General features: G+C 39.5%; 11 protein-coding genes. 7 read left to right on the forward strand and 4 right to left on the reverse strand.

What is annotated here, in order from left to right:
• Nucleotides 1-76: 76 nt before the first annotated feature.
• On the reverse strand, nucleotides 77-1,279 hold the full coding sequence (locus tag IFO69_RS06460) for a pyridoxal phosphate-dependent aminotransferase (protein ID WP_192009255.1): 1,203 nt from the start codon (nucleotides 1,277-1,279) through the stop codon (nucleotides 77-79).
• A 239-nt stretch (nucleotides 1,280-1,518) separates the two neighbouring features.
• On the opposite strand from IFO69_RS06460, the gene IFO69_RS06465 reads away from it, so the two are divergent.
• Nucleotides 1,519-2,373: a toxin-antitoxin system YwqK family antitoxin gene (locus IFO69_RS06465; RefSeq protein ID WP_192009256.1), complete on the forward strand. Its 855-nt coding sequence runs from the start codon at nucleotides 1,519-1,521 to the stop codon at nucleotides 2,371-2,373.
• 39 nt (nucleotides 2,374-2,412) lie between these two features.
• Here the strand turns inward: IFO69_RS06465 and IFO69_RS06470 are convergent, their stop codons facing one another.
• On the reverse strand, nucleotides 2,413-2,769 hold the full coding sequence (locus IFO69_RS06470; protein WP_192009257.1) for a YraN family protein: 357 nt from the start codon (nucleotides 2,767-2,769) through the stop codon (nucleotides 2,413-2,415).
• 126 nt (nucleotides 2,770-2,895) lie between these two features.
• Between IFO69_RS06470 and lipB the strand changes: the two genes are divergently transcribed.
• The 6 genes from lipB (at nucleotide 2,896) to IFO69_RS06500 (ending at nucleotide 8,767) form a co-directional block, all read left to right on the forward strand.
• Nucleotides 2,896-3,615, forward strand: a complete 720-nt coding sequence (gene lipB / locus IFO69_RS06475; RefSeq protein ID WP_192009258.1) for a lipoyl(octanoyl) transferase LipB — start codon at nucleotides 2,896-2,898, stop codon at nucleotides 3,613-3,615.
• A gap of 37 nt (nucleotides 3,616-3,652) precedes the next feature.
• Nucleotides 3,653-4,054, forward strand: coding sequence for a hypothetical protein (locus IFO69_RS06480; protein WP_192009259.1), 402 nt, complete (start codon nucleotides 3,653-3,655; stop codon nucleotides 4,052-4,054).
• Between the two features lie 5 nt (nucleotides 4,055-4,059).
• Nucleotides 4,060-4,803: a 3'-5' exonuclease gene (locus tag IFO69_RS06485; protein ID WP_192009260.1), complete on the forward strand. Its 744-nt coding sequence runs from the start codon at nucleotides 4,060-4,062 to the stop codon at nucleotides 4,801-4,803.
• A 152-nt stretch (nucleotides 4,804-4,955) separates the two neighbouring features.
• The gene (gene rnr, locus IFO69_RS06490; protein ID WP_192009261.1) at nucleotides 4,956-7,130 is read left to right on the forward strand and encodes a ribonuclease R; all 2,175 of its coding nucleotides are present in this window, start codon (nucleotides 4,956-4,958) and stop codon (nucleotides 7,128-7,130) included.
• Nucleotides 7,117-8,109 (forward strand): polyprenyl synthetase family protein, encoded by a 993-nt coding sequence (locus tag IFO69_RS06495; protein WP_192009262.1) that lies wholly within the window; start codon nucleotides 7,117-7,119, stop codon nucleotides 8,107-8,109. The genes rnr and IFO69_RS06495 overlap by 14 nt, the downstream gene beginning before the upstream one ends.
• A 28-nt stretch (nucleotides 8,110-8,137) precedes the next feature.
• Nucleotides 8,138-8,767 (forward strand): rhomboid family intramembrane serine protease, encoded by a 630-nt coding sequence (locus IFO69_RS06500; RefSeq protein ID WP_192009263.1) that lies wholly within the window; start codon nucleotides 8,138-8,140, stop codon nucleotides 8,765-8,767.
• Nucleotides 8,768-8,835: 68 nt separating this feature from the next.
• Here IFO69_RS06500 and IFO69_RS06505 read toward each other — a convergent pair whose 3' ends face one another.
• The gene (locus IFO69_RS06505) at nucleotides 8,836-11,778 is read right to left on the reverse strand and encodes a DUF5107 domain-containing protein (protein WP_192009264.1); all 2,943 of its coding nucleotides are present in this window, start codon (nucleotides 11,776-11,778) and stop codon (nucleotides 8,836-8,838) included.
• 2 nt (nucleotides 11,779-11,780) lie between these two features.
• Nucleotides 11,781-14,774, reverse strand: a complete 2,994-nt coding sequence (locus tag IFO69_RS06510; RefSeq protein ID WP_225444031.1) for a glycoside hydrolase domain-containing protein — start codon at nucleotides 14,772-14,774, stop codon at nucleotides 11,781-11,783.
• Nucleotides 14,775-14,776: the final 2 nt, after the last annotated feature.

The following is a 14,776-nucleotide window of genomic DNA, read 5'->3' on the forward strand; positions in this document are numbered from 1 at the left end:
CTGAAAGGGTTTACAGAAAAAAGAGCTTGACAGAAGCCATTGCCTCCAGTCAAGCTCTCCATGTTATTGAATAAGCTTAGCTTAAGTTAGCCACAGCATCTTTAATTCTCTTCAAAGCTTCTTTAAGCTCAGCTTCAGAAGCAGCATAAGAAAGTCTCACACAGTTTGGAGCACCAAAAGCAGCACCAGTAACCAATGAAACATGCGCTTCATTTAGGATATACAAGCAGAAGTCATCCGCATTCTCGATCTTATTTTCTCCTACTGACTTACCAAAGAAAGCCGTTACATCAGGGAAGAAATAAAAGGCTCCTTCAGGGACATGAGTCTTGATCCCTGGAATATCTCTCAACAAACCTAGCACCAATTCTCTTCTACTTTTGTAAGCTTCTTCCATTTCTTGGGAAGGAGTCTGGTCTCCGGTGATGGCTGCCAAAGCAGCTCTTTGCGCAATACCAGTACCACCTGAAGTGAATTGTCCTTGGATCTTCTCACAAGCCTTGGCAATGAAAAGCGGAGCACAGATATACCCTACTCTCCATCCTGTCATGGCATACCCCTTAGAGAAACCATTCACAGTGATCGTTCTTTCGAACATACCTGGCAAAGCTGCCATGCTGGCATGTTGTCCTGTAAAGTTGATCAACTCATAGATCTCATCCGCAATTACATAAACATCATCATGCTTTTTCACCACATCCGCAATTGCCTCCAATTCGGCCTTACTGAATACAGAACCAGTTGGGTTACAGGGAGATGAATAGATCACCGCTTTGGTTTTGTCTGTGATCGCTTCCTCCAGCTGTGCAGCAGTGGCTTTGAAATTGTTTTCCAAAGTTCCTTCGATCAATACAGGCACACCACCTGCCAATTTGATGATCTCAGCATAACTCACCCAATAAGGAGAGAAAATCACCACTTCATCACCTTCATTGATCAAACACATGAAGATGTTCGCAATTGAATGCTTGGCGCCAGTAGAAAGCACGATGTTTTCTGCCTTCGCCTCAGCTATTTTATTTTGAGTTTGAAGTTTGGTAGCAATGGCTTCTCTCAAGTCCTGATATCCAGAAACCGGAGGGTAAGAAAAATATTTTCCTTCATCGATAGCCGCCTTGGCCGCATCTTGCACATGCTGAGGAGTCTTGAAGTCAGGCTCTCCCAAACTTAAACTGATAATGTCAATCCCTTGGCCTTTAAGCTCTCTAGCTTTTTTTGCCATCGCCAGCGTAGCTGACTCTTCCATATTGTTAATACGGTCTGATAAAATACTGCTCATTTGCTTTATAATTGTTTTTCTATGGTCAGTTTATTGTCTTATCTTGAGGCTCTCAGAGAAATTCAGAAGGAAAACACCTTTGTTTCTTCCCTGATTGATATTAATGCACTCTTATTAATAATTGGGCAAAATTAAGGATTATGCTTGTTAATTCTAAACCTTTCTTTTATTTAGAGCACAGATTCTATCTTTTAAATCATTATCAAATTAAAATCTCCCTTGTCTGGCCTGCGGTTCACATGAAAAAAGTAGTTCTTAGTTTACTTTTAGTAGCAACTAGTGGTTTGCTTAAAGCCCAAAATTTTGATTCCCTATCCACCAGCAACCCTGTTGACAGCTCTGGAATCATTCAAGACCGGCTATTACCCACGACCACCCCTGTTCTCCTTTTTGATGACAGCAATCGAAAAGAAGAGAAAAAAAAGGAGAAAAAGAAAAGAAGTAAAAATGTCTATTTTGGTGAAAAGACCAGAAAGAGTTTTATTCGAGTAGATACTAAAGGGAAAACCCAATACCAACTCTTTCATTACACTACCAGAAATAAGCAAGTTGATCCTTATATCAGGAATATCTATTGGTTGGACATCAAAGATAAAGCCATCAGAACTTCTGGGTTCAAGCCTGAAGAGGGTTATCTCCTTCACGGCCCCTATGAAAGGCGTATCGATAATGCTGTCGTAGAAAAAGGGATGTACTATTACGGCACCAAACATGGTCGTTGGATGACTTTCGATCAAAAAAATATCCTCCAGACCAAGTCCCACTTCTATGAAGGCTGGCCAGAAGACTCAAGAATTTCTTACTATAATCAATCCCAACAAAAACTTGAGAAGGTCATCCCCATTGAGTATGATCTGAAGGAAGGAAATTTCTATCATTTTTATGAAGATGGTCACTTGGCTGTAAAAGGGGAATACCATTATGGAGAAAAAATCGGACTTTGGACCGAGTATTGGAATACCAATGGAGGCAAAGTCATTAGAAAGCGAGAAATCCAATATCAGGAAAAGCCCTTTACCAAAAACTTCAAGCCCTATATCCGAGCAGAATGGAATGAAGAAGGCACCTTGATTTATAAAGACAATCGACTGTAGGATATTAAATCCTTAATCATCTGCTCACTGTTAATCTACTTAATAAAAGGCATCTTCAAACTGTTTGAACCGGATAACACCAGATTTGTCTTTATACACCCCCACAATATCAAAGCGAATATCCTTGTGCCAATCGACCTTATGGATGTAATGATCAGCTGCTCGAATGATCAACTGCCGTTTTCTATAATCGACAAATTCCTCCGCATACCCAAAGCCTGTTCCACTCCTGAATTTCACCTCCACAAATACCAAAAGCCCCTTAAACTCCATGATCAGATCGATTTCAGCATGTTTGTAGCGAAAGTTAGATTCTTTTAATTGATACCCTTTTGCGGAAAGGTATTCGGCTGCGAGTTGCTCGGCCTCCCTTCCCAATTCATTGTGCTGTGCCATCAGAAATTATTTATTAATTTTGGTAAAAATTTCAGCTTTTGTGGATCCGCTTTAGCGTAAAACCACCTCAAAAAGAACTCTAAATTAAAAAACGGTGTTAATCACCTCTACAATCCCAATCAGATAGTGAATCAAATTATCAATAAAAAAGTAAAGTTTATAGATCTCGGCAAAAAAGATTACAAAGAAACTTGGGACTATCAGGAGTCCCTCTTTGCCGAAACTGTGGCCATAAAAATTGAAAACCGTAAAAACGGACCAGAAAAACAACAAATTACGCCCAATTATTTATTGTTTGTTGAACACCCACATGTATATACACTTGGTAAAAGTGGAGAGCTTTCCCACCTCTTGCTAAATGAAACCGAACTAGCAGATAAGCAGGCCACTTTCTATAAAATCAACCGAGGTGGTGATATTACCTATCATGGTCCCGGACAATTGGTGGGCTATCCTTTGCTGGATTTAGACAATTTCTTCACCGATATTCACAAATACCTTCGCTATCTGGAGGAGGCTATTATACGGACATTAGCAGATTATGGAATTGAGGCCGGTCGAATCGAAGGGCTTACCGGTGTTTGGCTTGATCATATCAAAAAAGTAAACCCTCGCAAGATTTGTGCTTTAGGAGTAAAATCCAGCAGATGGGTCACCATGCACGGCTTTGCCTTTAACGTAAACGCTGACCTTTCCTATTTTGGAAACATTGTACCCTGCGGCATCGCTGACAAAGCTGTCACCTCACTACATTTGGAATTGGGGAGAGCAATTGATGAAGAAGAAGTCAAAGAAAAGGTAAAAAAGCATTTGGCGGATCTATTCGAAATGGAATGGGAAAATTAATTTCCTTTTCCAAATTGAAAACTGAAAAAACTAAACCATGAAAAAAGACATTGAATTCCACCCTGTAACAGGCGTCAAGCTGGCCATCGCCAAAGAAGAAATTGATGGGCAAACTGAGTGGGGAGTATATATCATTAACCTCAATCTAATAGAGCTTAAAAACCTCATGATTACTTCCAAGGGTTATGGTTTTATTGAGGGGCAAGAGAAAAAAACCTCCACATTGCGTCATATGATTGAAGAGTTGGGTCCACAAAGTATAGCCAAAATCGAACCCATTGATCCTAATTTATTTGTATTAAACAATGAATTCTGGGTCAGTTATTATATATTAGATCAAATATTTGATAAAAAATTCGTCTTCGTCGAAGGCAGCATGGACTCCAGTAATATTCACCGAATCCCTGAACTGGACTTAGAAGGCGTCTTGCATCCTTAAAGCCTATGGCCGATTTTTTGAGTGATTTAAGAGACATTTTATTTTTGGACATTGAAACGGCATCATTCACTGAAAAATTCAGTGAGTTGCCTTCCAGACTACAAGAAGAGTGGCAGAAGAAAGCCAATTACCTACAGCAAGCCCCTGAAGAAAAATCTATAGAAGCGCTTTATTTTGAAAAAGCCGGTATTTATGCTGAATTTGGCAAAGTGCTCTGTATTGGCTTGGGCTATTTCCTCTACGATCCCGATAAAGAGCAGTTACAATTCCGAACCAAGTCCATAGCTATGGACAACGAGCATGATACCTTACTCGAATTTCGGGATATTCTAGAAAAGAAAGTCTGGACATTATGTGCGCACAACGGTAAAGAGTTTGACTTTCCCTATCTTTGCAGAAGAATGCTGATCAACCGGATCCCCCTTCCTGATGCCTTGCAAATGGCAGGCAAAAAACCGTGGGAAATCAGACATTTGGACACTTTGGAACTCTGGAAGTTTGGAGACTATAAGCATTATACAAGACTGGAGCTTCTGGCTGCCATTTTTGATATTCCTAGTTCCAAGGATGGCATCAACGGCAGTGAAGTAAACGAAGTGTATTACCATCATCAGGACCTTAAAAACATTCGGGAGTATTGTATAAGAGATGTAGAAGTTACGGCCAAAATATACTTGGCATTTCAGGGCTTACCTAGTGACCTAGAGGTAAAAGTCATCAATTTGGATGAAGGACAAGACGATGAATAAATTATTTATCCTTCAACACTAAACTCTCTGGCCGAATTAATTGTATAATAGTAGAAACATCAATTCGAGACACGATTCACCTGGCCAATATTTTCTAACCAAGAAATCAAATGCAGGCATCATAACCTGTAAACGAAAAGATTAAAATTTTTATGAGCAAAAGATCAAGAAAACAAATAAAAGGAAAACAGACGGGAAGTAAGCGGATGAATTCCGCGCAGTTAGCAGAGCGCATCCTAAACTTTTTGGAAAACCATTATGGAGAAGAGTTCTCCATCAAGCAAATAATTAAAAAGTTACTCATCAGGGATTCACTCACCAAAGGTGGCGTGGAACCTGTATTGAACAAATTGGTAGAGGCTGGATCAGTTTCCAGGAATCCCAGAAACCATTTTTCTTCCACTAAATCACCTGATTTCATCGAAGGGACGGTAGACTTTGTCAATCCTAGATTTGCCTTCATCATCCCAGACAATAAAGCCGAAGGAGAAGAAGACATACTTATCAAAGCCAATGAAATGAAAAATGCCCTAGACGATGATAAAGTCCGGGTAATGGTCTACCCCAACAAAAGACATGGCCAGAAAAGAGAGGGGCGAGTGCTCGAAATTGTCAAAAGAGCCCGTGAAGAGTTTGTCGGCAAAGTAGAAATATCTCCGCGATTTGCTTTTGTGGTGCCCGATTTCAAAAAAATGCACCATGATATCTTTATTAGGAAATCCGATCTGATGGGAGCAGAGCACAATCAAAAAGTGGTGGTAAAAATCACAGAATGGAGAGAAGAGGATAAAAACCCAACTGGCAAAATAACTCAAGTACTGGGCGAGGCGGGAGAGCACGAGGTGGAAATCCATTCTATCATGGCTGAGTTTGGATTGCCATTTGAATACCCAGAAGACATAGTCCAGGAGGCGGAAGAAATCAATGAAGAAATTTCTCAAAGTGAGATCAAAGCCCGAAAAGATTTCAGGGATATTACCACTTTCACCATTGACCCAGTGGATGCCAAGGACTTTGATGATGCCATTTCATACCAAAGACTTCCCAATGGAAATATTGAATTGGGAGTGCATATTGCCGATGTGACCTACTACGTAAAACCCAAAACCAATCTAGAAAAGGAGGCCTATGACAGGGCTACTTCTGTTTATTTGGTAGACAGAACCATTCCCATGCTCCCAGAGAGACTAAGCAATGGACTGTGTTCCCTCAGGCCTAATGAGGATAAATTGACCTTTTCCTGCGTGTTTGAGTTAGATGAAAATGGAGAGATTCAAAAGCAATGGATCGGAAGGACCATCATACATTCAGACCGAAGGTTTGCTTACGAGGAAGCCCAGGAGAACATTGACAAACAAGAAGGAGATTTCTTCTCTGAGCTTACCCTACTGAACAATCTGGCAAAAAAGATACGAAAAAGAAGGTTTCAGCATGGTGCCATCAATTTCGAAACCACAGAGGTAAAATTTAAGCTGGACGAAAAAGGAACTCCACTTGGTCTGATCGTAAAAGAAAGGAAAGATATTCACAAAATGATCGAAGAATACATGCTCTTGGCCAATAAGGCCGTGGCAGAATTCATCTACAATAAAAACAAAGGCAAGGACACCTTTGTTTATAGAACCCACGATCATCCGGACTTGGAACGTTTAGAGACTTTTGCGAATTTCGCAAAAAAATTCGGTCATCAGATTTCGATCAATGAAGACACCAGGATCTCATCTACCTTGAACAAACTGATGAATGAAATAGAAGGAAAACCAGAACAAAACCTTTTGGAACAATTGGCGATAAGAAGTATGGCCAAAGCTAAATATAGCACAGAGCCGAAAGGGCACTTTGGATTGGCTTTCAGCCATTATACCCATTTCACTTCCCCAATCAGAAGGTATCCGGACATGATGGTTCACCGCCTTCTGCAACACTATCTTGATGGAGGGAAATCTCCAGATAAAGAACCTTGGGATGACAAATGTGTTCATTCATCAGAAAGAGAAAAGCGTGCTTCTGACGCCGAAAGAGCTTCCATAAAATACAAACAAGTGGAATATATGTCCTTGGCAGAAGACAAAGCTTATGAAGGAATTATTTCCGGTGTAACAGAATGGGGTATCTTTGTGGAAATTACGGAGACCAAGTGTGAAGGAATGATCCGATTGCAGGACTTACGTGATGACTATTACGAATTTGATGAAAAAAACATGCGCCTGATAGGCTCTAAGAATAAAAAAATGATCACCCTGGGTGACCAGGTATCGGTCCGTGTAGTAAATACGGATATAGACAGAAGAACCATAGATTTGGAATTTGCAAATGACAATGACTAAAACCAACTTAAGCCATGAGCTGTTGGAGCAGCTAGAAAACCACATGCAGAAATTTTCTTATGGAAGTTCTCCAGAGGAACTCTATGAGCCTATTTCTTACATCATGAGCTTGGGAGGCAAACGAATCAGGCCCCTATTGACATTATTGGCTTATTCATTATACCGGGATGATTATGAAAAGGCACTCACGCCTGCTTCTGCTGTTGAAGTATTTCACAATTTCACCTTGGTGCATGATGACATTATGGATGAGGCTCCATTGAGAAGAGGAAAGCCCACTGTCCATAAAAAATGGAACATCAATAATGCTATCCTTTCCGGAGATGTCATGTTGGTCAAAGCTTATGATATGTTGCTTCATGTTCCTGAGGATAAACTTGCCGTATGCTTGAGATTGTTCAATCAAACCGCAACTGAAGTTTGCGAAGGGCAGCAACATGACATGAATTTCGAATCCAATAAAGCTGTACTGGAATCTGAATATGTGGAAATGATCCGGCAGAAGACAGCTGTATTGCTTGGTTTTGCCTTGCAGTACGGAGCCATCTTGGCCGGTGCTTCACAGGATGATGCCCAACATCTCTACGATTTCGGAGTTAATATTGGGATCGGCTTCCAACTGAAAGATGATTTGCTGGACGTTTATGCGGACAAAGCTAAATTTGGCAAGCAAGTCGGAGGAGATATCATCGCTAATAAAAAGACCTTCCTGCTCATTAAAGCAAAAGAACTTGCAATTGACGGGGACAAGGAAGAGCTTGAAAGCTGGCTCTCCAAAGTTGACTTTGACAAAGAAGAAAAAGTCAAAGCGGTTACTGCCCTTTATGATAAGTTAGGTATCAAAAACATTACTGAAGCTAAAATGGAGTCTTATTTTGAAAGAGGCTTCAATCAGCTCACTACCCTTGACGTTGTTAACCAAGAAGCCTTGTTGGCACTAAAGGGACTCACACAAAATCTTATTGAGCGGGAAAAATAATTCTCGCTCTTTTACTGACAATTATTTCATGGATATTTCTGCAACGGTTCTGATCATCATCATTACTGCTATCAGTTCCTTTTACGGATGGAAAAACTACGGCTTTCTGAGTCGAAGTATGTTTAACCCTTATTTGATCAACAGCAACAAGGAATTTGATCGTTTCATACTATCGGGTTTTGTTCACAAGGATGCCGTGCATCTGCTCTTCAATATGATTACCTTTTACTTCTTTGGTAGTTTAGTAGAACAGTACCTGACTTACCGATTTGGTTTCTTCCCTGGAGTGGCGATATTTATCTTATTCTATCTGGGCGCCTTGGCAATATCAGATATTCCCACATACCTTAAGCACAAGTCCAATCCCAACTACCAAGCCCTGGGAGCCTCTGGAGGAACTGCGGCGGCTGTTTTTGCCAGCATTATCCTCATGCCCATGCAAGACATCTGTCTCTTTGGTATCCTTTGCTTGCCTGGTTTCATTCTTGGGATTATTTTCTTGGGGTACTCTGCAATTAAGAGCAAGCAGGACAATGACAGCATCAACCATGATGCGCACCTTTACGGTGCCTTATTCGGGATTATCTTTATATTAATCTTAAGCCCAGGAAGTGCCGTTCACTTTTTCGATCAAGTAAAAAATTACAGTTTGTTTTAGTAAGCCAAAGGCCTGATGTCAAACATCAGGCCTTTGGTCTTATTTTAACTTATCCTCTTAGATACAAATTAAAACATTCTTTGATCTGCTTCGAAGGACAAAGATTTGATTTCTTTAATTAAAGATTTTTCATCGATTCTTTCTTTTCCCAATCCTTCTTGAGGAATATTGCCTTTCAATCCTGAAGTAACCATTTTTTGGGTCACAATTTGTTTCAGGGAATTTTCTAACTTATCATTTATAAGTTCAGGGTAAGGCCGTCCCACACCTAAATTGTTTGGCCATAATTTGATTTCCTCTATCTTATTCAACGCTTTTGAATATTCTCCCTCCTCCAATGCCTGATAGGCCAGCATCATCTTGGTCTGACGATAATATTTTCTAGCGTCAGTAGCTCCTTCAAATGGCAATACCTTTATTTCATTTAGAATTCTCTCAGCATCTAAGTATTGATCTATCTTCATGAGCCCCTTTACTAACTCCAAGCCCACTACATAGTTAGTGTTATTTTCTTTGTAAGTATTTTGTATAACCTTTACTGATTCTTCCTTTTTTCCTTGTTGACTTAGTAATGCTGCCAGTATTTTCTGATACCTCCACTCCTTTGGATCAATGGCAATAGCCTGTTCTGCATATGCTACTTTTTCTTCAATGGTTGCAGATTCTTGAATCCTTATCTGAAGGACATGATAAGGAGCAAAGTCAACTCTTTCACTTCCCATCAGTGCTGCTGCTTCTTTTCTATTTCCCCTAAAATCATGGATCAAAGCCAATAAATACTTTGGTTTCCAAGACGATTCTTTGTTTGAGGCCCATTCCAATACTTTTACTGACTCTTCTCTGAAAGGGAAAACATATGCCAAATCTGCTTTTTCCGCCTCTCTAAAGAAAGCATCAGACCTAGGAGTTTCCTTAGTCAGCCAAGCCAGCCAATATAAAATTTCTGCGTTTTTTGGAGCTAACTCCAACACTCCTATACTTTCCTGTAACCGACCAACCGATGCATACCAGATCCCCAATTCCAAAAAAGTTTCATGGGCAAGCTCGCTTTTGATCAAACTTACAAAATCAGCTTTTTTAGCATCATCTTTATTATGAAAATATTGTTCAAATCTGATAAAGTGGTCTAAAGGGTTTAATTCAACCAATTTACTCTCGATTTCTTCTTTGCCCAATTGTTTATTCTCTAATCTGTATAATAAATACAAAATCCGAAGTGCTTCTATATTAGATGAATTTTGCACCATTGCCTTCATAGCCATATCTCTTGAACCTATCAAGTTATGTTTCTTTAAATTTAACTTGCTCAGTGCAGTATATGCAGCGTTCCTAAATTGAGGAGACAAGCTCGCCACTTCAAAACCATCCATAGCATCATAATCCAAAGAAAGACGGTCAGCAATAAGTCCATAATAATAATTTGCTTCCGGATCATAGGTATCAATACTCAATGCCTGTTTTACATAAGTAAAAGCAGCGTCGTAATTCATACGATAAAGCTTTAACTTCGCCATTTCTACCAATGCAGGAATATAGGTATCGTTCTTTTCCAGAGCAGTCTCTAGTTTTTGCTCAGCCAAAAGATAATCCCTAAAACGATAAAGGTCTCGAGCCTGCATATACAGCCCATAAGCACTCTCAGCATCATAGTTTTCGGCTATTTTTAGCGGTCTACTTAAACTTTTCTTCCTGTCCTTTTGAAGATCAACTCTCTGACCACCTAATTCCAAATATGAAATCTGATTGGCATTAGGACAAACCAAAACATGATTGATCGTGGAAAGAGGCTTTGAGTCAATAAGCTCAGCAGCCAATATTTCTCCGGCACTATTGAAAATCTTCAAGGTATCTTTCACCGCTTTGACAGGGCTAAAGGCAAACCTTACCTCACTTTCTTCAATTTGTATATTATAAGCCCCTAATAAATTGGCATGAGTAAAGCCTTCCATATCCCCAAAGGAATACCAATATTCTGTCCATTTTTCAGCTGCATAAGGTAAAAAGCCTATCTGCTTGAAGGGGGTAAAACTGCTATTAAATACATTTTGGTTAAAAAGGCGGCCACTTTGAATCTCCACATACTGCCCACTATGGTCTGTCAGTAAATCCTCCCAGATTTTCCCTTGATCAGACTGTGCCCAGAGGAATATCTTCTTACCCAACTTATCCTCTCTATTGGAATATCGAATCATCCCAAAGTCAGCTAGTTCCCAACGGGCTCCAAAATAGCTACTATGAGCTCCTGTTACGTGGTATGACTTTGATCCTCCGAAATCATTATTTGAATATCGAGAGAGATCTTTTCCTTGCTCATCAATGGGCCAATCATGTGCTTTTCCATCATGACCAATATAGTGTGTACCTGGGTATAAAAACGTCAAATCATCACTTGCAGGAATACCTGCATTCATCCATGTATAATAAGGCTGTTCATTACCTGTCGAATTAAACCAAAAAGATTTTGTACTAAAATAAGCTTTGTCTTTTTCCAATTTAATTTCCAGTACCCATCGGGTCCTGGTCAATAAGTCCAGAGTGCTGACAAAACAACTTTGACTTCCATCACTGTTTTCTTTCAAAAGATAATCCACTGAAGTAGCACTGTTTGGCGTATGGCCTATGGTTCCGTAATTTGCCTCTATACCACCACTTACCCATGGACCTCTCATGGCAATATCCCTAAACTTCACTACTTCATTGTTGTAAAGAAAATACTTCTGATGAACCTTATCATAAGCAGTCCAAACCTTTCCTCCTATTTCAGGCATGATTTGTACCTTAATAAAATCATTCTCCAACTCTACTACTTTCCACTTTTTAACTGTCCCTTCGTCAGTAAAACCATCAAAACGAAAATAGGGGTAAAGCTTTTTATCTGCAGGAACTGGATCAGGATCTGAGAATGGATAAGTAACATACTCTTTTAAAAACTCCCTTGACCTGACAGTTTCTTGTGCGATAGAAAAGTGTACAAGAAACATCAGGAAAAACCCCATCGCCATTCTACTCATGACTATTCTATTACGAGCATCCATCCTTTATTCTTTTCTACAGGTATTTGATCTGAAACATCAAAAGTTTTGGAAGGCTGGAAACCTTGTATCTCAGGAGCGCTGATTTTAATCTTATTAGGGTCTATTCCTAAACTTTTCCAGTCAATTTCTAACTTAATTCTAACATCGTCCTCTGCCCAGCTGGCTACGGACACCAAGGCTTTCCCTTCTTTCTTGTACACAGTTGCCAATACCTTCTCATGATTTGTTTTCACTGGACTATCACTTACCCAATAACCAATCATATTAACGCCTTCCATACCAAAGTCATCCCAGGCTTTCCAAATATGATCCGGCCTTTCTTCTTGGTAAGGCATTCTATTAGTCATACCATACAACATTCCTCGCCAAGGGTTTCCTCCATCTTGGAGCATCTCCCCCATCAGTCCAAATGGAATCCCACTAACTTCAGTCAAATAAAATTCAGGACTACCTTTTTCATAGTCAAAATACTCACCAAACCACAAGCGATTGATATAAGGAAAATGTTCCATGTATAAATTTGCACTGTTGTTGTAACCATCACGCTCATTATATTGATTAGCTGAATGAAGATCAATCAAACCAGGGTGTCCCTGTTTTGTAAGAACCCTTTTAATTCTCTTCATAGTAATACGATCAAAAGCAACATCATCTAAGTATATTCCATCTATCCCAATATTTTGTACCAACCAGTTCATCCCCTCTACATAGTAATTATGCCAGCGGTTCATGCCACTATTAATTATAGCAGCATCCTTAAAGCGTGGTACATACCATGCCGCAATATAATTTCGTTGAAGATGTTCTTGCAGCCATGAGAAACCTCCACCGTTTCCTTCTGAAAAAACTTCATGATTAAGACTCCTTAGCGGATACAGCTCATAGAGTCGGTTGGAAACCTCACGAACGGTATTGTATATTTTCACCTTTAAACCTCTTTCATGAGCAGCATCAATGTATGCCTTCATTTCTTTTGTTGCAATAAAAGGATAGTTGATGTAAGGATTGATTTCATTTGCGTGATGGATATTAACAATGCTAGCCCCGCTTTTTACCACTGTATCCACGGGTTGATAGGCGTGATAATAACGATCTCTCCATTGGTCATCGGTCTGCAAGGTATGAAAAGGAGTAATCAATAAAGTGAAATTAAAATACAGAGTATCGCCAATCTCCATTTTTCTATCGCCACTATAATGATGGACATTCAAAACATCACCATCTTCTACCATACTGATTCCTCCTTTATTATCATTCCCCCATGAGAGAGGTAATTTTAGAGGCTTTTGTAAATAAAAATTTGTATTCAGTGGCCGTTCATAATGCTGATCTCGTAGACTCAACTGCATACCTGAGTTTACGGACCCTAACCACCATCCGTCTTGGTTTTTATGGGCTACATCCCATTTCCAGTCAATCTTCCTGGGTGTATGCTGACCTTTATAGCCCAAGCCTAACATATACTTTGATGAAGTTTTATAAACTGGTATATCTAAGGCAATATCTTTTAGCTCTACATCTTGAAGTGCTACTACTTTTATTTCAAAATTCGCAAAGCCATCAAACTCAAGAGATCCATTGATTACTATTTCCAATTCTTGGGACTTCCCAATAGACTTCCAAGAAACCTTTCCTTCCTCCAGGTCTTTAAAAACTGGCCCAGAATAATCAGCTACCATATGTTGACCATTCTCCTTCAAGATATTTAAGGAAAATGGATCTGCAATCATGTCTTTTGCTTCTTTAGAAATAGAGGTCATTTCCTCTGCAAAAAAACTCTGAATTTGTGCCGGTAATCCGTTTGAACCCAACCATACCTTTCGCCCTAGCAAAGATATAGTATGACCTTCCACTTTCAACGGAATATAAGGTGCTATTACAGAGTTTTCCTGGGCCAAAGTGGAATTAAGCCAATTTAATCGGGTTTGTTTCCATGGTTCATTGACTCCTCCATTGATCGCTTTCTTTTGGGAAACAATAAGCTCAACAGGAATTTCTGTTGGGGCTTGTCCTTCAGGCAAGATGGTTACTGCACCACTATACTTAGCCGCAGAATTATTATCGGGAATCGTTATGCCACACCATAAAGCCTGTATTTTACCTTCCTCAACATCAACTGTTTTGGAAAAAGACTTTCCGGTGTAATCGACTCCTTCTTTGTTGAAACAAGTAAAGTTTTCAAGGGGCAGAACATCACCATTTTCAGACTTAAATTTTGAAAAGGTAACCTTTATATTTTTCAAAGCTTGATCTTTAGCCCAGAGCCCAAGTTGAAAAGTGTAATTCTCTTTAATACATACTTCTCTGCTAAATGTTGACTCCAAAGTTGAGACCGCCCACTTTTGAGGTAGATAATCCTTCATTTTGATTGGATTATCCCTATCCTCCGGAAAAACCAAATAGCTTTTATCTCTATGCTTTGCCCTAAATGCTTCAACTTCTTTCTGCGTAGCAATAATTTCCATTGGTTTGTTGCTGTTAAAATCATCAACAGCTTCAAGGCGAAGAACTTTTACATCGTTTTCATTACTTAACCTAAGTTGCTTCTCATTTGTCTTATTGGTGATTTGCTCCTCATAGACCACATCCGGATAATTCCTCCTTCCCACTACCTTATAAGGTAAATAATAAATGTAGAATATTCCCTTTCGTCCAGAAGTAGTAAAGGTAATTTTCCCTTTCTCTGGACTCATGCTATCGATAAGCACCTCTTCTACCATGTTCTGGGTAGTACTATCCACCACGTATACTTTTTGCTGAGATGTTACATTTCTATTTCTCCATTCCACCTCCACCGTTACCTGATCCGCTATTTTGTTTACAAGTACTACTGCCCTTTGATTTCCCAATGAATCGGCATCCCACAACTCTTGCTGTGGAGGATAAATATGTTGCTGAGCATGTGCATTTTCTACATAAAAAGTGTACTGAATGATAAATAGTAGAAGTATTATTGAATAATATCTATTCATGA

Origin of the sequence: Echinicola arenosa, assembly GCF_014841125.1 — a bacterium.
In the GTDB taxonomy this organism is placed as follows: Bacteria; Bacteroidota; Bacteroidia; order Cytophagales; family Cyclobacteriaceae; genus Echinicola; species Echinicola arenosa.